Origin of the sequence: Halomonas sp. McH1-25 (genome assembly GCF_022348165.1) — a bacterium.
Classification (GTDB): Bacteria; Pseudomonadota; Gammaproteobacteria; order Pseudomonadales; family Halomonadaceae; genus Modicisalibacter.
Window position 1 is genome coordinate 1 of the sequence record NZ_JAKRFI010000008.1, and the last position, 17,601, is coordinate 17,601.

Below are 17,601 nucleotides of genomic sequence, written 5' to 3' on the forward strand. Positions count from 1 at the left end.
CCGTTCGGCGGGGTCAAGGCCAGCGGTTACGGGCGCTTCGGCGGCAAGGCGGGGATCGAGGAGTTCACCGAATTGCGCTGGATGACCCTGCAGCTCGGCCCGCGCCACTATCCCATTTGAGCGGTCCATTCAAGCGCCGAGCCAAGGTATATCGCGCCAGCACTCACTCACCTATCTGGAGAAATACAATGACGATAAGAAAAACCCTCCTGACCAGCCTGTTCTTCGCCAGCGGCATGTCCCTGGCGACGACCGCACTGGCACAAGACACCGTCACGCTTCGTCTACATCATTTTGCGGCACCGACAACACCGGTCCAGGTTCAATACCTGGAGCCTTGGGCCGAGCGGATCGAAGAGCAATCCAACGGGGTCATTCAGGTCGAGATATTCCCCGCCATGCAACTGGGAGGGTCCGCGCCATCGCTTTACGATCAGGCCAAGGATGGAGTCGTCGATATCATCTGGACCCTGCTCAGTTATACGCCTAATCGCTTCCCCGAATCGGAGGCCTTCGATCTTCCTTTCATCCCCACCACTGGCGAAGCGACCAGCATGGCCGCTCACGAATACGCCACGCAGCACATGCAGAAGTCGCTCGAAGGCGTCTATCCGATCGCCGTCTTTGCGCACACGCCCGGTAAAATCCATACCAAGGATGTCACGATAGAAGATGCCGACGATGTCGAGGGCCGCACACTCAGGGCCCCCTCGAAAGCCATGAACCGCTTCTTCGCCAACCTGGGTGCGCGGGTCGTCGGTATGCCCTTTCCCCAGATTCCCGAAGCGGTTTCCCGGGGCGTCATCGACGGACTGACGCTGCCGTTCGAAAGCGCCGATGCCCTGGGCGTGCTCGACATGGCGAAAAACCATACCTTCTTCGAGGGAGATCATGGGCTGTATACCGCCATGATGGTGCTGGCCATGGATCAGGACTCCTACGACCGGCTATCGCCCGAGCTTCAGAAAGTGATCGATGACAATTCGGGGCTTCAGGAAGCTCAGCGCATCGGCCAGGTCATGGACCAGGCAGAGCAGGCCGCCATCGATAAGGTGGCGTCTCGCGATGACAGCAAGATGATCTATATCGCTGCAGATGCTCAGGCTGCATGGAAATCGGCGGCCGACGATACGATTCAAGAGTGGATTGGCAATATGAGCGAGCGCGGCCTGGACGGTCAGCAACTGTATGACGATGCGACAGCGCTGGTCGAAAAATACACCCGTCAGACTCAGTAACCTCTCTCCGGCCCCTCTCGATCACGAGGGGCCTTACCTACTCGCTTTTCCCGTTCAGTCCAGCGTGTCGAGCGCCAACGAATAACCCTTGCTGCCCAAGCCGGCAATCACGGCATCGGCGCGCAGCGAGACGTACGAATGGTGGCGGAAGCTCTCGCGCTTGTGAATGTTGGAAAGGTGCACCTCGATCACCTTGCCCTCGAAGGCATTCAGGGCATCGAGGATCGCTACCGACGTGTGAGTGTAAGCTGCCGGGTTGATCACGATCAGCCCGGTGCCGTCACGCCGTGCGGCATGGATGGCATCGATCAGTTCGCCTTCATGGTTGCTCTGCAGGCACTTGATATCCCATCCATTGATCGCCGCCTTCTCGTAAAGGCGGTTATTGATGTCGTCCAATGTCTCGTAACCGTAGATTTCCGGCTGGCGTTCGCCGAGCAGGTTGAGGTTGGGTCCGTGCAGGACGAGCACCTTGTGCGAACTCATTGACATTGCTCCTTCAGCAGCTTCTGTTTGTAGTGGGCGAACAGGGTCTCGGCCTGTTCGTCGGCGAGCTTACGCGTCTCGCCATCCTCGCAGAAGAACTTGAAAGCATCCACGCCCTGAAACACGAACAGGCTGACGCCACTCATCACCTGGGCGCCGGCTTTGCGGGCCGCCATGATGAATTCAGTGACCGCAGGCACGTAGACGGCATCGAAGATCCAGTGTTTCGCCTCGATGAGGTCCTTGGGCAGCGGACAGCCCGGGCTCTTTTCGTGGCCGATCGGCGTACAGTTGACCAGACCATCGCAGCGCCGGGCAGTATCGGCCAGGCTGCCCGGCGCTATCGTCGAGGCTGGAAAGCCGGCCTGGTTCAGCTCGTTGGCCAAGTTGGCGGACTTGCTCTCGTCGAGATCCATCAGGATGACCTCCTCGGCACCGAGCTTGCCCAGCCCGAAAGCAACGGCCTTGCCCACCCCCCCGGTACCGATTAGCAGCACACGTCCGGGAGGACGCTCGCCCAAGGTAGCCCGATAGCCGCTGATGAACCCGCTGAAATCGGTGTTCTCGGCCTGGATCTGCCCGTCTGAGAAGACCAGCGTGTTGGCCGAACCGACCAGGCGGGCGCCTTCCGATGCACGATCCGCAAGATGAACGGCGGCTTCCTTGTAGGGATAGGTGACATTGACACCCCGGTAGCCTTCGGCCATGACCTTGCTGACCTGGCTTTCCAGCGATTCGATGGGCATCTCGTTGGCATCGAACAGGTCATAGGTGGCTGGAATCCCGGTCAGTTCGCCAAGCCGCCTGTGCAGGTCCGGCGAGCTGGAATTCATGATTGCCTTGCCGATCAGGCCGAGTCGCATTGGCATTTCTCCTTATCGTGAAACCGGTCGCTTCTGGCTAGCCTGGGCTGCCAGGCGGATCGGCGCGTTGACGGCGCCGAACTGCGTATAGTTGCCACGCCGCTCGACCACTTCGAAGAAGAAGCGCCCCATGAAGGTCTCGGTATAGGCGTGGAAAAATTCCCCATCATCGTTGCGATCGTAGAGGATGTTGCGAGACCGCATGGCCTCGAGCAGGTCGTCATCCAGGTCGAAGCGTGCCGCCAGGTCGTCGTAGTAATTGGCAGGAATTCGCAGCATCGGCAGGCCACGGGCGCGCATGGCGTCGATGGTGTCGAAAATTTGCCCGGTGGCAAAGGCAATCTGCTGTACGCCTCCCTGATGCTCGGACAGGAAACGCCCCGGCAGGGTGTCCCGGGCGGAGGAGACGGTCAACGGAATGCGAATCGAACTGTCGGGGCTGATAGCCGCCTGGCTGACCACCATGCCGCGCGGGTCGGCAATTTCATGTTCACTACCGGCATCGAAGCCGAATACGGTGCGATGGAACAGCAGCCAGCCGAGCAATTGGGTCGGCGGCAGCACGTAGGACAGGTGGTCGACATTGAGTAGCCCGGCGTCGTCGACGTCACCATCCTCGAATAGCATGAAGTCGGTTTTCCACTGCACGTCGCGAGCCTGCGCATCGTTGACCAGATAGACCAGGCTGCCTTCGATACCGCGCAGGGCGGGAATTTCCATCTCGCCCTCGCCCACCGGGCCATGGAATACCGGTGCCTTGTAGAGCTTGGCCCGCGCCATGGCTGCGTCGAGGTCACCTACCCGGAATCCTACGGCACAGACCGAGGTGCCATGCAGCAGACGGAAAGTGTGCGCAAAACTATCGGTTTCGAAGTTGAGAACCAGATGAATGTCACCTTGGCGCCACAGCTCGACATTCTTGGAGCGATGCCGCCCGATATGCCGGAAGCCCAGTGCGGACAGGAATTCGCCAAGTGGTGCGGCACTTTCCTCGTCCAGGGTGAACTCGATGAAATGAATGCCCGAGTAGGCGGAGGCAGGCGGCTCCGCCAGTGACCAGGCTGCTCCCTCGGCGAGTTGCTCCAGCCAGATCAGCGAGCGCAGGCCATCCAGGGCAGTGGCCTCGGTTGGTGCGGCACGGAAGGCGTCATTGAAGATTTCCAGCGATAGCGGCCCTTCATAGCCGGTCTTGACCAACGCCTGCATGAATTCACGCAGCGGCAGACGGCCCTGGCCAGGGAAACAGCGGAAATGGCGACTCCACTGCAACACGTCCATGTCCATCAATGGTGCATCGGCGATCTGCACGAAGGCAATCTTGTCGGCGGGAATACTCGCCATGGTGTCGAGTTCGAGTCCACGCGACAAGATGTGGAAGCTGTCCAGTACCACCCCCAGTGCCGGATGGTCGGCGCGCTTGACCGCCTCCCAGGCATCGCGATAGTCACTGATGTGCCGCCCCCAGGCCAATGCCTCGAACCCAATGCGCAAGCCGCGCCTGGCGGCCCGCTCGGCTAGCTCGCGCAGGTCAGCGGCGACCCGATCCAGATCGTCGATGCACTGTGGCGACACGTTACTGCAGACCAGCAGGAAGTCCGTGCCCAGCTCTTCCATCAGATCGAACTTGCGCTCGGCACGCTCGAAGTTACGGGTCCGCTGGGGTTCCGGCATGCCCTCGAAGTCGCGAAAGGGTTGGAACGCCACGATCTTCAATCCCAGGCGTTCGCACAGGGTACGCAATTCAGAGGGGGTCCCGTCGAACGACAGCAGGTCATTCTCGAAGATTTCGACGCCGTCGTAACCGGCACGTGCAACAGCTTCCAGCTTGCTTCGCAGGTCACCGCTCAGGCATACGGTGGCAATGGCTCGCATGACAGTCTCCTGATGGCCGGGGGAAGTGACGCCATAACCAAGGTTAGTCACGACTGCCGGCAATGTTCGCATAGCGTCCTTTAGTTCGCATTATGGACGTTTTTCTGGACCTATTGTCAAGCAGGCCTACCGCTACAGAAAGCCTCTCGGCCGATTTTAGGGGGTGGTAAAGTAGCCAAGGCTACAAGCATATAGCGATATGACGCGCTTTTGTGAAACTGCGTTCTACATTAGTCGTAACCATGCGGAAAGTACATTGACACCATCCTGTGTCGACTCTAGTTTTGTTCGCAGTAAGGACGAGCATTCGGTTGGCGAACAAGCGCATTCAAAAGCCGCATTACTGCATCAAAATAATCAGATCCTCGGAGGACACCTGCCATGATGAAGAACATTCTAGCGACCTTGGTCGTTTCGACTGGCACGCTGGCCTTAGCTGCCTCTGCCTTCGCTGACTATCCGGAACGCAATATCGAAGGCATCATCCAGTGGGGCGCCGGCGGCGCCACCGATAACGTGGCACGCAGCCTGACGCCACACGTCGAGGAAGCGCTGGGCACCAGCATCGTGCTGACCAACCGCCCCGGTGGCACCGGCGTCATCGGCATGAACACCGTGCTCACCAAGCCGGCCAACGGTTACACCGTCCTCTACGGGGCCGAAAACCCTCAGCTTTACCCGATCATGGGCCTGGCCGACTTCACCTACGATGACATGACGCCGATCAACGTGATCGGCCAGGGCTTGGTCGTCATCGCCGCGCCGGCCGACAAGGAGTGGGCCAACTTCGGTGACTTGCTTGATGAGGCGCAGGCCAACCCGGGCACCCTGCGCATGGGTGGCACCGGCGCCGGCGGCCTGCCCAGCACCGTGCTGGCAATGATCAATTCCGTCGACGAGCTGGACGTGCGTAATGTCACCTTCGGTGGTGATGGCCCCGGCATTACTGCGATGCTGGGTGGACATATCGACTTCATGCCGCTGAGCCTGGCAGCCGCACAGGAACACATCGCGTCTGGTCGTCTCAAGGGCTTGGCTATCCTGACCAAGGAATCCATCGAGGAATTGCCGGACGTACCGCCGATTACCGAGTCTCTACCGCAGATCGAGTCCTACCTGCCGTGGGGTCCGTTCTGGGCAGTTGCCGTGCGTGAAGATACGCCCAATGACATCGTGAAGACATTGTCCGATGCCTACGAGCAAGGTGTCGCCAATGAGCAGTTCCAGCAGTTCCTATCCGAGAACGGTGCCCAGTCGCTCAACCTTCAGGGTGAAGAAGCAGAACAGTTCCTGAATCGTTGGCAGTCCGTCACCGCCTGGGCGCTGGAAAAGGCCGGTTCCGCCAAGGTGTCTCCCGAGGAAGTCGGTATTCCCAAGCCGTAACATTAGCGCGTAGAAACGGCGGAAGAGGCATGCCCCTTCCGCCGTTTCTACATGGAGATTCCCATGTCCAAACACACCAAACTCCAGCCAGGCGAGCGCGTTTTCAATATCTTGCTGCTGCTGTTCAGCCTGGGGGTACTTTACGAGGCATACCGGATTTCTGGACCGGGCTTCGAGTCGATCAGCTCCCCCGGCGCCTTTCCCGTTGGTTTGGGCCTTATTCTGATCGCCTCGATGATCGTGATCATCGCCGGCCAGTTTCGCAAGCCCAAGCCGGACACCAAGGGTGCCCTGGACGAAGCCCGGCAGTTCCTGCAGTTACACTTTCCGCTGCCCATCGTCGTCTTCTCTGCAATGGCCATCGGTTACCTGCTCTTGCTCGAACCGCTCGGCTTCGTCATCGCCACCTTGCTTTTCCTGTTCGTATCGATGGTTTACCTGCGCCATGGCCGCTTCGTGTCTTCGGCCATCATTGCCGCCGTTGCGATCGCCATCATCTACGCCCTGTTCAAACTGCTGTTCCAGGTCTACCTACCCTGACGAGGTCTTCCCATGGCTGACTCGCTTGCCTATTTCCTAATGTCGTGGACCGACCTGTCGCTGTTGACTCTGACGGCAGTCGGGACCTTTGCAGGCATCTATATCGGCGCCATCCCCGGTCTCTCGGTGACGATGGCGGTATCGATCCTGATTTCCTTCACGTTCGCCTGGGACGTCAACGACGCCTTGGCACTGATGGTCGGCGTGTTCTGCGGTGGCGTCTACGGCGGCTCGCGCACAGCCATCCTGCTCAATATCCCCGGTGCCCCTTCGGCAGTGGCCACGTCGTTCGACGGCTATCCGCTGGCCCAGCAGGGTGAGGCCGGGCAGGCCATTGGCCTGAGCACCGTCATGTCAGTCATCGGCGGCCTGCTCGGCGTTCTGGTGCTGGCCAGCACCGCGCCGGTGCTATCGGAATTCGCATTGCAGTTTGCGCCGCGCGATTACTTCCTGATTGCCGTGCTCGGTCTGCTGCTGGTGGGTAGTCTGGCAGCGGAATCGCTGTCACGCGGCATCTTCGCGGCTTCGCTGGGCGCCGTCATCGGTCTGGTGGGCATGGACCCGGTCACCGCCGAGGGCCGCTTCACCATGGGCAGCATGCAACTGTTGGGCGGTATCCACTATGTGGTGGTGATGATCGGTCTGTTCGGTGTCGCCGAAGCGTTCTTCCAATTGCATCAACTCAACGTCAAACCGGTACGTCAGAACGTCGAGAAAATCATTCCGTCGCTGAATTTGGTGCTGAAATTTTTGCCGCTGTCGATTCGCACCTCGATCATCGGTGTCATCGTCGGTGCGCTGCCCGGTACCGGTGGCGATATTGCCTCGCTGTTTGCCTATGACCACGCCAAGCGCTCGGTCAAGAATCCCTCCAAGCCGTTCGGCAAGGGTGCCTATGAAGGCCTGGTTGCCCCGGAGAGCGCCAACAACGCCGCCGTCGGTGGTGCCTTCGTGCCCATGCTGACGCTGGGCATGCCCGGCGACGCCGTGACCGCGGTAATGATTGGCGCCCTGGTCATTCATGGCCTCAATCCCGGCCCGATGCTGATGGTAACTACGCCGCATATCTTCTGGTTCGTGGTAGGGGCATTGGTACTTGCCAATATCTTCCTACTGATCTTCGGGTTGATGGGCATCAAGCTGTTCGCCAAGGTGGTCGAACTACCCAAGGCGATCCTGATCCCGCTGATTCTGGTGCTGTGTGTGGTGGGTAGCTACTCGTTGAATAACAGCATGACCGAGGTCTACTGGATGCTCGGCTTCGGTATTGCCGGCTATTTCCTGAAGATATTCGGCTTCCAGATGGGCCCGATCATTCTCGGCGTGATTCTTGGCCCGCTGATGGATAATTCCTACCGTCAGGCCATGGCCTCGGTGGGTGACAGCCTGCCGGCGTTCTTGACCGAGCTGATCACCAATCCGCTGTCGATCGTGCTCACCATTGCCATCGTCCTGTTGCTGTTGAGCAACTTCCCGCTGAAGCGGATGATACGGGGCAGCAAGAACGCCTCGTGACGACCTGCCCGGGCCAATACCCCGGGCATGCTTTTCTGTTGGAGTACTTGGATGAGGTCATCCTGGGATAGCCGCTTCGATGCCCTGGTCTTCGACTGTGACGGCGTGATACTCGACTCGGCAAGCCTAAAGCGGCAGGTCTTTGCCGATTTCTATGTCGACGAACCCGAGCCTTCTCGCAACGCCATTCTGGCCTATCTGGCCCGCGGCGGCGGCCAGCCCCGGGACGTCAAATTCCATCATATCGAAGCCCATATCCTCGGTCGGCCCATCTCGGAGACACGCATACGCGAGTTGTCTAGCGCCTTCGCCGAGCGCGTCGAAGCCAGGGTCGCCGAGGCACCTACCATCCCCGGTGCGATCGACTTCCTACGACGCTGGCATGACGTCCTGCCCTGCTACCTGCTGTCAGCTACCCCGCAGGCAGAGCTGCGGCGTATCATCGCCCAGCGCGGTTACGATGCACTATTCGAGGATGTCATTGGCGCCCCACCCGACAAGGTCAACGGTCTGCTCAACCTGATCACACGCCACGGCTACCGTCCCGAACGCACCGTGATGATAGGCGACTCCTATAATGACTATCGCGCCGCACGCTCCAACGGCACGCATTTCCTGGGCATCATCGATACAGATGCCGCACACTCACCGTTTCCGGGCAATGTACTAACCACACCGGACCTACATGGGCTGAATGCTGCCCTGGAAAAGCTGGGGTAATACCGGTAGCGAGCAGGCGTCCTTCATGCCGAATCCGCCTCGCTACTGGCCCGGCGTATCGACGAGGAAGATGTGAAATTCTTGCTGTTGAGCTCGGCGACCATCCTGCGCAACTTGCGGCGCTGGCGGATCGAGGCCAGACGCCGGGTATCCCAGGTCACCGGGGTCAAGGTGCAATAGTGTTCATTGTCGATCAGGTCGAAGCTACGCTCGGAACCTACCGGCATATCCTCCGATCCATAGACGCCGATAATGCGGATGGTCAGGCACTCGAACTGCAAATCTGCGCTCTTGGGACGATGGCCGGCCATCTCGATGTCTCCCTCGCGGGCCAGGCGCTTGATCAAGCCATCGAACGTGCCGATGTGCAGGAAGCCACCGGAATCGAGCGGCCCCTGACGCGTATTATCGCTGACATTCCCCTGCGTCAGGGTCCGCCGTTGCCCATCGCTGCCGTTACCCGGGTCGTCATCCTCGCTGTAATCCTGCTCGAAGTCGGTCACGTCCATGGTGATGGTGCCTTTCGAGGTCTTAAGCTCGGCGATGATGTACTCGATGAAGATCGACTCGGCACTCATGTTGCTGATGATGCACAGTGCATCGATGTCTTTCTTCTTGCCGCGGTTGATGATCAGGCGCGGGCGACGCTGACGCCGGAAGCCCAGATAGAGCAACTGGGCATACACCAGCCAGATGAGCAGCGTGCCAACGTTGGTAAAAAACATCAGCACTTTCGAATGCTGCGATATCCAATCAAACATAGACTTCCCTGTCTCTCGGCCGACTCGATCCGGCTTACAGCTTCCTGCCGTCATGCGATGCCGCATGTACCGGGATGGAGCGTAACCATGGCCCGTCATGCACGCTTCGGCATTATCCTGAATCAAGCATAGATCAAAAAAGCGCCACCCTTTCGGATGGCGTCCGTCATACGCCGCTCTGCGTATCAGCTCGTCCCGCCCGCTGCATCGGGCTCCAGCCAGCGCTGCCACAGGGCGGTCACGGTCTTGCGGTGATCATGGTAGTCATCGTCTCTTACCCGAGCAGTGGCTTTGGCCAGCGCATTGCGGTGCGATACGTGCCGATAGGTCAGGTAGGCATCGCGCAAACGCGCGGCATCGCCGGCGGTAAGCCGGCCGCTGGTCTCCAGGGTCTCGAGAATGCGCATGTTGTCGCTGTACTCCATCAGTGCCGGCGTCTCGGCGCTCATGGCCAGCACGGCATACTGGCACAGGAATTCGATGTCGATCATACCGCCGGCATCCTGCTTGAGATCGAACAGCCCCTCTTCACGGTCGCTCTGGCTGCTGCCCAGATGCTCGCGCATCTTGCGGCGCATCTTGACCACTTCGCTACGTAGCGCCTCGACGTCCCGCTCACGCCCCAGGGTCTCGCGGCGGATCTCGGCGAAGCGCTCACCCAGGCTGCGATTGCCGGCGACGACCCGGGCGCGTACCAGCGCCTGGTGCTCCCAGGTCCACGCCTCGCGACGCTGGTAGTCGGCGAATGCGTCCAGCGAGGCGACCAGCAATCCCGAATTGCCCGAGGGACGCAGGCGCATGTCGACCTCGTAGAGCGCCCCGGACGGCGTCACGGCGGTCAGCAGGTGAATGATGCGCTGGCCCAGGCGAGTGAAGAAGACCGCATTGTCGATGGCGCGCTTGCCGTCGGTGCTGCCCTGCGGCGCGCCGTCATGCAGGAACACCAGATCGAGATCCGAACCGTAACCGAGCTCGATGCCCCCCAGCTTGCCGTAGCCGACGATCAGGAAGTTGGGCTCGCTAGACCGTGAGCCATCCTTCGCCATGGGTAGGCCATGCTTGCGCGTCAGGTGGCGCCAGGCCATGACCAGTACCTGCTCCAGCACGACCTCGGCGATATAGGTCAGGTAGTCGCTGACCTTCATCAGCGCCCGGGCGCCGGCAATGTCGGAGGCCGCGACGTGCAGTACCTGGGCGTGCTTGAAGATACGCAACGCCTCGAGCTGGGCTTCCTCGTCCTCCTCGGGAATGCGCGCCAACGACTGGCGCAGCTCGTCGGCCAGCCGCGTCTTGTCGGCCGGCGTGTAGAGCGTCGCGGGCGTGAGCAGCTCGTCGAGCAGGATCGGATGCCGGGCGATCTGATCGGCGATCCAGGGACTGGCGGCGCACAAGGTCATCAGATGCCCCAGGGCTTCGGGGTTCTCGCGCAGCAGCGCCAGGTAGGCTGTTCGCCTCAGCACCCCTTCGATGAGCGGGAGGACGCGTTCGAGCACGGTGTCGGGCACCTCGCTCTCCGCCACGGCGGACAACAGCAGCGGCATGAGTGCGTCCAGACGCTCGAAGCCGATGCGCTGCATGCTCTGCACCGCTCGAGATTGACGCAGCGTGCGCAGCCGGCGCGCCGCCACGTCCGGATCGCCGAAACCGGCGCTCTCGAGCAGGTCGCGATCCTCTGCCTCGGTCAGCTCGCCACGCCACAGCGCACGCCACTCGTCGAGGGGTATCTCGTCCTCTTCGGTGGCTTCGGCAGTCGACTCTGGCGCCTCGGAGGTTTCCTCCGGGTCGGCGATCACCGCGTCGAAATGCCGACGTATCCGCTCGCGCACCTCCTCGAGCGAGGCCACCAGGGCCGGCCAGTCGTCGTACCATTGCTGTCCCGGACGGCTCATCGCCAACGCCAGGCGCTCCCGATCGATGTCGTCCTCGGGCAGCGTCTGGGTCTGGCGATCTTCCATGGCCTGCAGGGCATGCTCCAGATCGCGCAGGAAGACATAGTCGGGTTCGAGCTCGTCGATGACCTGTTGCGGCAGCAGGCCGAGCTGCGGCAATCGCTGCATGGCCGTCTTCAGCGACGTGACTTGCAGTTCGGTATCGCGCCCGCCACGGATCAACTGGAAGGCCTGGACGACGAACTCGACCTCACGGATGCCGCCGGGACCGAGCTTGATATTGCCGGCGATGCCCTTGCGGCGCACCTCGCGGTTGATCAGCGCCTTCATCTCGCGCAGCGATTCGATGGCGCCGAAGTCCAGATACTTGCGATAGACGAACGGGCGCAGGCTGGCCAGCAGTTCGCGGCCCGCCTCGATATCGCCGGCCACCGGCCGGGCCTTGAGCATGGCGTAACGCTCCCACTCGCGACCCTGGTCCTGGTAGTAGCTCGTCAACATGCCGAAGTTGCCCACCAGCGGCCCGCCATCGCCCAGCGGGCGCAGGCGCATATCGACGCGGAACGCAAAACCGTCGGCAGTCACTGCATCCAGCGCGGCGATCAGCTTCTGGCCGAGCCGGGTGAAGTACTCCTGATGGTCGTATTCGCGCTTGCCACCCTGGGTGGTGCCCTTCTCGGGAAACCCGAAGATCAGGTCGATGTCGGACGACAGGTTGAGTTCGCCGGCGCCCAGCTTGCCCATGCCCAGCACGATCAGGCGCTGCTCGCTGCCGTCCGCGCGCGGCGCGGGACGTCCCCAGCGCGGCGCGAAGTGTGCCTCCAGCCAGCCCAGCGCGCCATCGAGGCAGACCTCGGCCAGGCGCGATACGCTGGCTGCGGTGTCCCACATGGACAGGCCGTTCGGCCGGGTCAGGTCGCGCCACACGATGCCCAGCATGCGTGCCCGGCGGAAGCGGCGCACGGCAGCGTGCATCTGCGCCTCGTCCCCGGCGCTTTCCAGCGCATCAGCAAGCATCTGGCGCATCGTCTCGACGTCGGGCGCAGCGTCCAGTTCGCCACCCTCGTCGAGCATCGCCAGCCAGTCCGGAAACCGCATCAAGGTCTCGGCAGCGAACTCGGACACCACCATCACATGGGCCAGCTGCTCGCGATGTGCCGTTGATAGAGCGAGCCAGGCCTCACTGGGCGGCTCTACCCGGCGCATTTCCGCCAGATTATCGGCCTGACTCAACGACTCGCGCAGGCGTTGCTCCACCCTGCGCAACGTGTCGTGAAGCGAGGTGGGAATATCCGTCGCCGGCAGAAAGGAATCGGGAAGGGCCATGGGCATCTCGTGCTGAGTGATCGAATGCCCCTCAGCATAGCGAACGGGCCATGGCGGAAGAAGGGGCGGCCGCACGACCAAAGTTCACCCCGAGAATCTTGCCGCCTGGTGCGTGCGGCATCCATAGTTATTCAGCCAATGGTCTGCGTTTCGTATTGTATGAAAGGTCGACCACTATCGATGACGTTCTGCAGGGGTTCGCCACACCATGAGACTCAACAACAAGACGGCTCTGGTCACCGCTGCCGGGCAAGGCATTGGCCGCGCCACGGTCGAACGCTTTGTCGCCGAAGGCGCCCGGGTGATCGCTACCGACATCGACCCTCGCCTGCTCGAGAGCCTGGAAGGCTCGGGATGCGATATCGCTCCGCTCGACGTGACCGATCGTCATGCCATCGAACGCCTGGCCGACGAAACCGACGACCTGGACATTCTCTTCAACTGTGCGGGGATGGTACCCGGCGGCACGATCCTCGACTGCGACCGCGAGAGTTGGCAGCGCAGTCATGCTCTCAACGTGACCTCGATGTTCGACATGATCCAGATCTTCCTGCCGGGCATGCTCCAGCGCGGCGGAGGCAGCATCATCAACATGGCGTCGCTGGCGTCCAGCATCAAGGGCGTGCCCAACCGCTTCGCCTATGGCACCACCAAGGCCGCCGTGATCGGCCTGACCAAGTCGGTGGCCACCGATTTCATGACCCAAGGCATCCGCTGCAACGCCATCTGTCCGGGCACCGTGGAGTCGCCATCGCTGCACGAACGGATCGAGGCCCAGGCCCGTCAACAGGGGCGCGCCAAGGAGACGGTCTATCAGGAGTTCATCGATCGCCAGCCGATGGGCCGCCTCGGCCGTCCCGAGGAGATCGCCGCCCTGGCGGCCTTCCTGGCCTCCGACGAATCGGCCTTCATCACCGGCACCTGCCAGTTGATCGACGGCGGCTGGGCCAACTGACCTTCGCCAGCACGACAATCGAGGAGACTCGGCACCATGCAAACCGTAGTCTGTACCCAACCGCAGCAAATGACGCTGAGTGACGTGCCCGAACCGACCTGCGCGCCCGGCGAGGCCCTGCTGCGGATTCGTCGGATCGGCATCTGCGGCACCGACATTCATGCCTTCGGCGGCAACCAGCCCTACTTCGACTATCCGCGAGTGCTGGGCCACGAACTCGCCGGCGATATCGCCGCCGTCGGCGAGGGCGTCGACGCCGAACTGGTCGGCCAGAGCGCCTACGTCATCCCCTACCTGCATTGCGGCGAATGCCGGGCCTGCCGCCAGGGCAAGACCAACTGCTGCCAGGCCATCCAGGTCATCGGCGTGCACCGCGACGGTGGCATGGCGGATTATCTCAGCGTGCCCGTCGATCACCTGGTGACCTCGCCACGCCTCTCGCCGGACCAGCTCGCGCTGGTAGAGTGCCTGGCCATCGGTGCGCATGCCATCCGGCGCAGCGCCATCCAGCCGGGCGAACTGGCGGTCATCGTCGGCGCCGGGCCGATCGGCCTGGGCATCCTGCAGATCGCCAAGGCCCGGGGAGCCCGCACCGTGATAGTGGACACCAACCGCGACCGCCTGGCCTTCTGTCGCGACACCTTCGGTGCGGACGACGTACTGCATGCCATCGACGACGATCTGGAAGCCAGTATCGCGCGTCACAACGACGGCGCTCTGGCGGACGTCGTGTTCGACGCCACCGGCAACCCCGCCGCCATGAATCGCGGCTTCGATCTGGCCGGACATGGGGCGCGTTACGTACTGGTCAGCATCGTCAAGGCCGACATTACCTTCAGCGACCCTGACTTCCACAAGAAGGAACTCACCCTGCTCGGCAGTCGCAATGCCACCCGCGAGGACTTCGAGACCGTCACCCGGCTCATCGAGAGCGGCGACCTACGGCCCACGGCGATGATCACTCATCGCGGCCCGCTGGCCGAGGTGCCAGCGCTAATGCCGCAGTGGTGCGACCCCGCCACCGGCGTGATCAAGGCCATGGTGACCTGCGACACCCATCCCGACTGAGAGAGACGCCAAGCATGACCAGACAGCTTTCTGCCCAGGCGTCCATCGTCCAGTTCGGTACCAGCCGATTTCTGCTGGGGCACGTGGCTGCCTTCGTCAGCGTCTCGTTGGCGGCCGGGCACAGCGATCAACGTATTTTAGTGGTTCAGACCTCCTCCCGAGAGGAAGGCAAGCGCAAGGCCCGCGCCCTGGCCACACAACGCACCTACCCGCTGCACCTGCGCGGGCGTCGCGACGGTCGGGACATCGACGAGCAATGGACCGTCGACAGCGTGGCCGACGCCGTGATTGCCGACGAGGAGTGGCACACGCTGGAGCGCCACTTCGTGGCCCATGCCACCCATGTCGTCTCGAATACGGCGGATGCCGGCTATGTAGTCGGTGACGACAGCAGCCTTGCCCCGGTGCCCGCAAGCTTCCCGGGCAAACTCACCAAGCTGCTCAAGGCCCGCCACGCCGAGGGCAGCGCGGGCCTGATCCTGCTGCCCTGCGAACTGGTCACCGACAACGGCCAGCGTCTCAAGGCCCTGGTGGTCGACCTGGCCCGACGCGACTACCCCGACGATGCGGCTTTCCTCGACTGGCTCGAGACCGAATGCCTATGGGCCAACACCCTGGTGGACCGGATCGTCTCGGCGGCGCTCGAACCGGTGGGAGCGCTTGCCGAGCCCTATGCTTTATGGGCCATCGAGGAACAGCCCGGCCTGACCCTGCCCTGCCGACATCCCGACGTGATCCAGGTCGACGACCTGACGCCGTTCGCGATGCGCAAGCTGCACCTGCTCAACCTGTCGCATACCTATCTGGTGCATCGCTGGCAGCAGGCGGGGCGCGACACGCCACTGACGTTCGTTCGCGAAGCAATGGCCGACCCTGCCCTGTACCACGATCTGAAACGGGTCATCGACGAGGAAGTGATTCCGGCACTGGCGACACGTCTGGAGCGTGAGTCGCTGGTACGTTATCGCGACGAGGTCTTCGAGCGCTTTGCCAACCCCTATCTCGATCATCGGCTCGCCGATATTGCCCAGAACCACGCCATGAAATGCCAGCGGCGAATCCAGCCGGTCATCGACCTGGCCGAGCCTGCCGGCATCGCCACACCCGGCCTCCACGACGCCATGCAGGCCAGCGACGACGACTGGTCATAGAATTTGGGGTTGCTGCGCCTCTTGTGGCTTGGTCAAGCCCGCGCCAAGCTACGCTCTATCTGAAAAATGCCTGCGCTCAACCATACGGCGTTAAAAATCGACTCAAGATGCTCATTTACCCATGTAAACTCGAGCGCGAGCCCGGTCCGTCTTTCGTCAATTTTTGCCTTGTCTGGTTATCGCTCGCCGATTTTTCAAACAGAGCTTAATGTGATGTTCTGCCAAGGAGGGGCACATGCAGCATCTGGATCTACAAGTCATCGAACGGGCCATGCGCTGGGCGAATGCCGGCGAGACCGTCTGGCTATGCACGGTGCTCGCCACCTTCGGTTCGTCGCCGCGCGAACCCGGCTCGATGCTGGTGGCACGCGGCGACGGCAGCCACGTCGGCTCGCTGTCGGGGGGCTGCGTCGAGGAGGACTTTCTGGCGCAGTTGCGTGACGGCACCTTTTCCCAGCCCGTCGAGGTCATCCGCTACGGCAACAACGATGCCGATGGTCCACAGGTGGCGCTGCCCTGCGGCGGGATTCTCGATGTCCTGATCGAGCGGCTGGAACCCAGCGACAGCAACCTGCTGCACCTGGAAGTCCTGCATGCCACCCTGCTCGGCCGCCGGCCACTGATCCGCCGTGTGCTGCTCGAGGACGGCCGGGCGCATTTCGTCGAGGGCGATGCCCAGGGACCGCGTGTGGAGCGCGATGCCCAGAGCGTCAGGGTGCGTGTCGGTCCGTCGCTGCGCCTGATCGTTGCGGGCATCTCGCCGGTCGCCGCGGTCTGTGCCGATTTCGCCCGTACGCTGGGCTTCGAGGTGATCGTCTGCGACCCGCGCGCCGAGGCTCGGGCCGGCTTCGACGTGCCGGGTGTCGAGGTGCAGAACGCGATGCCGGCCCTGTTCATCGCCTCCGGTGCCTGCCATGCCGCCACGGCGGTCGTGGCGTTGACCCATGATCCGCGTATCGACGACCTGGCCATGATCGAGGCGGTGCGCACCCCGGCGTTCTACATCGGCGTGATGGGCTCGAAGAAAACCTCCGAGCAGCGCGCCGAACGACTCGCGCGCTCCGGCGGGCTGAGCGACGACGAGATTGCCAGGATTCGCATGCCGATCGGCCTGGACCTGGGCAGCAAGACCCCGGCGGAAATCGCCATGGCGGTCATGGCCGATATCCTGCGTGTGCAGCGCGGTCGGCCCCGGGATGCGCTATGAGCGGCCCACCCGCACCGACTCGCGTCATTGCGCTGGTGCTCGCCGCTGGCCACTCCCGGCGCTTCGGCACCGACAAGCGTCGGGCCCGTCTGGATGATGGCCGCCCCCTTCTGGCGGCCACCCTGGGCTTGGCCATGCGCTGCTTCGAGGAGGTCTGGGTGGTCCTTCGCCAGAGCGAGCAGCCAGCCGAGCTGGGCATCGATCCAGACTGCACCGTGGTGCAGGCACCCGGTGACGCGATTGGCCTGGGTACGAGCCTGGGCGCTGGCGCCAGGGCGCTGATCGAGGCGCAGGTCAACGCCACTGCCGTCGCCGTGATGCTCGGCGACATGCCGTGGATACAGCCGGCGACATGCCAGGCATTGAAGGAAAGAGCCAGCCCCGAACGTATCGTGCGCCCCCGTCATGCCGGCCAACCAGGCCATCCGGTCCTGTTCGGATGCGACTTCTGGCCCGACATGGCCCGTCTACGTGGCGACCGGGGTGCCCGTGACGTATTGAGCGCTCATGCTGCGGCCTGCCGTTACATCGACGTGGACGATCCCGGCATCCTGCTTGATATCGACGTTCCCGCCGACCTTGATTGTTGAGGTGCGAATGTTCATCGAAAAGTCGGCGAGCGCAGCC

The 17,601-nt window shown here is 62.3% G+C and carries 16 protein-coding genes; 11 read left to right on the forward strand and 5 right to left on the reverse strand.

Translation table 11 applies throughout. The annotated features are described in order from the left end of the window. Together MHM84_RS17310 and MHM84_RS17315 are read left to right on the forward strand one after the other, a co-directional pair. A partial coding sequence (locus tag MHM84_RS17310) for an aldehyde dehydrogenase family protein (RefSeq protein ID WP_239267973.1) occupies positions 1–120 on the forward strand: 120 nt, incomplete at its 5' end. Positions 121–188: 68 nt separating this feature from the next. Continuing rightward, positions 189–1,238, forward strand: a complete 1,050-nt coding sequence (locus MHM84_RS17315; RefSeq protein ID WP_239267588.1) for a TRAP transporter substrate-binding protein — start codon at positions 189–191, stop codon at positions 1,236–1,238. 54 nt (positions 1,239–1,292) lie between these two features. Here MHM84_RS17315 and aroQ read toward each other — a convergent pair whose 3' ends face one another. Genes aroQ through MHM84_RS17330 form a run of 3 tightly spaced genes read right to left on the reverse strand, consistent with a single transcriptional unit; the run spans position 1,293 to position 4,459 of the window. Continuing rightward, on the reverse strand, positions 1,293–1,724 hold the full coding sequence (aroQ, locus tag MHM84_RS17320) for a type II 3-dehydroquinate dehydratase (RefSeq protein WP_239267589.1): 432 nt from the start codon (positions 1,722–1,724) through the stop codon (positions 1,293–1,295). Continuing rightward, complete coding sequence (locus tag MHM84_RS17325) at positions 1,721–2,587, reverse strand: shikimate dehydrogenase (protein ID WP_239267590.1); 867 nt, start codon at positions 2,585–2,587, stop codon at positions 1,721–1,723. Before MHM84_RS17325 ends, aroQ begins: the two co-directional genes overlap by 4 nt. 12 nt (positions 2,588–2,599) lie before the next feature. Then, a complete protein-coding gene (locus tag MHM84_RS17330; RefSeq protein WP_239267591.1) occupies positions 2,600–4,459 on the reverse strand; it encodes a sugar phosphate isomerase/epimerase and 4-hydroxyphenylpyruvate domain-containing protein in 1,860 nt (619 codons plus the stop codon). Between the two features lie 381 nt (positions 4,460–4,840). On the opposite strand from MHM84_RS17330, the gene MHM84_RS17335 reads away from it, so the two are divergent. The 4 genes from MHM84_RS17335 (at position 4,841) to MHM84_RS17350 (ending at position 8,617) form a co-directional block, all read left to right on the forward strand. Then, positions 4,841–5,842, forward strand: a complete 1,002-nt coding sequence (locus MHM84_RS17335) for a tripartite tricarboxylate transporter substrate binding protein (RefSeq protein ID WP_239267592.1) — start codon at positions 4,841–4,843, stop codon at positions 5,840–5,842. 63 nt (positions 5,843–5,905) lie between these two features. Next, entirely contained in the window at positions 5,906–6,382 is a 477-nt protein-coding gene (locus MHM84_RS17340) for a tripartite tricarboxylate transporter TctB family protein (protein WP_239267593.1), read from the forward strand. A gap of 12 nt (positions 6,383–6,394) precedes the next feature. Next, entirely contained in the window at positions 6,395–7,897 is a 1,503-nt protein-coding gene (locus tag MHM84_RS17345) for a tripartite tricarboxylate transporter permease (RefSeq protein ID WP_239267594.1), read from the forward strand. A 51-nt stretch (positions 7,898–7,948) separates the two neighbouring features. Then, the gene (locus MHM84_RS17350; RefSeq protein ID WP_239267595.1) at positions 7,949–8,617 is read left to right on the forward strand and encodes an HAD family hydrolase; all 669 of its coding nucleotides are present in this window, start codon (positions 7,949–7,951) and stop codon (positions 8,615–8,617) included. Between the two features lie 23 nt (positions 8,618–8,640). On the opposite strand, the gene MHM84_RS17355 is transcribed toward MHM84_RS17350, so the two are convergent. Both MHM84_RS17355 and glnE read right to left on the reverse strand, forming a co-directional pair. Then, positions 8,641–9,342: a hypothetical protein gene (locus MHM84_RS17355; protein ID WP_343218299.1), complete on the reverse strand. Its 702-nt coding sequence runs from the start codon at positions 9,340–9,342 to the stop codon at positions 8,641–8,643. Between the two features lie 221 nt (positions 9,343–9,563). Next, positions 9,564–12,593, reverse strand: a complete 3,030-nt coding sequence (gene glnE / locus MHM84_RS17360) for a bifunctional [glutamate--ammonia ligase]-adenylyl-L-tyrosine phosphorylase/[glutamate--ammonia-ligase] adenylyltransferase (RefSeq protein ID WP_239267597.1) — start codon at positions 12,591–12,593, stop codon at positions 9,564–9,566. A gap of 208 nt (positions 12,594–12,801) precedes the next feature. Here glnE and MHM84_RS17365 point away from each other — a divergent pair, with 208 nt between their 5' ends. From MHM84_RS17365 to MHM84_RS17385, 5 genes are all read left to right on the forward strand, one after another. Beyond that, on the forward strand, positions 12,802–13,548 hold the full coding sequence (locus tag MHM84_RS17365; protein WP_239267598.1) for an SDR family oxidoreductase: 747 nt from the start codon (positions 12,802–12,804) through the stop codon (positions 13,546–13,548). A gap of 36 nt (positions 13,549–13,584) precedes the next feature. Continuing rightward, complete coding sequence (locus MHM84_RS17370) at positions 13,585–14,616, forward strand: zinc-binding alcohol dehydrogenase family protein (RefSeq protein ID WP_239267599.1); 1,032 nt, start codon at positions 13,585–13,587, stop codon at positions 14,614–14,616. Positions 14,617–14,630: 14 nt separating this feature from the next. Further along, entirely contained in the window at positions 14,631–15,767 is a 1,137-nt protein-coding gene (locus tag MHM84_RS17375) for a mannitol dehydrogenase (protein ID WP_239267600.1), read from the forward strand. 235 nt (positions 15,768–16,002) lie between these two features. Further along, on the forward strand, positions 16,003–16,974 hold the full coding sequence (locus MHM84_RS17380; protein ID WP_239267601.1) for an XdhC family protein: 972 nt from the start codon (positions 16,003–16,005) through the stop codon (positions 16,972–16,974). Then, positions 16,971–17,564 carry a nucleotidyltransferase family protein gene (locus MHM84_RS17385; protein ID WP_239267602.1) on the forward strand — a complete coding sequence of 198 codons (594 nt, stop codon included), beginning with the start codon at positions 16,971–16,973 and terminating at the stop codon, positions 17,562–17,564. The genes MHM84_RS17380 and MHM84_RS17385 overlap by 4 nt, the downstream gene beginning before the upstream one ends. Positions 17,565–17,601 lie beyond the last annotated feature (37 nt).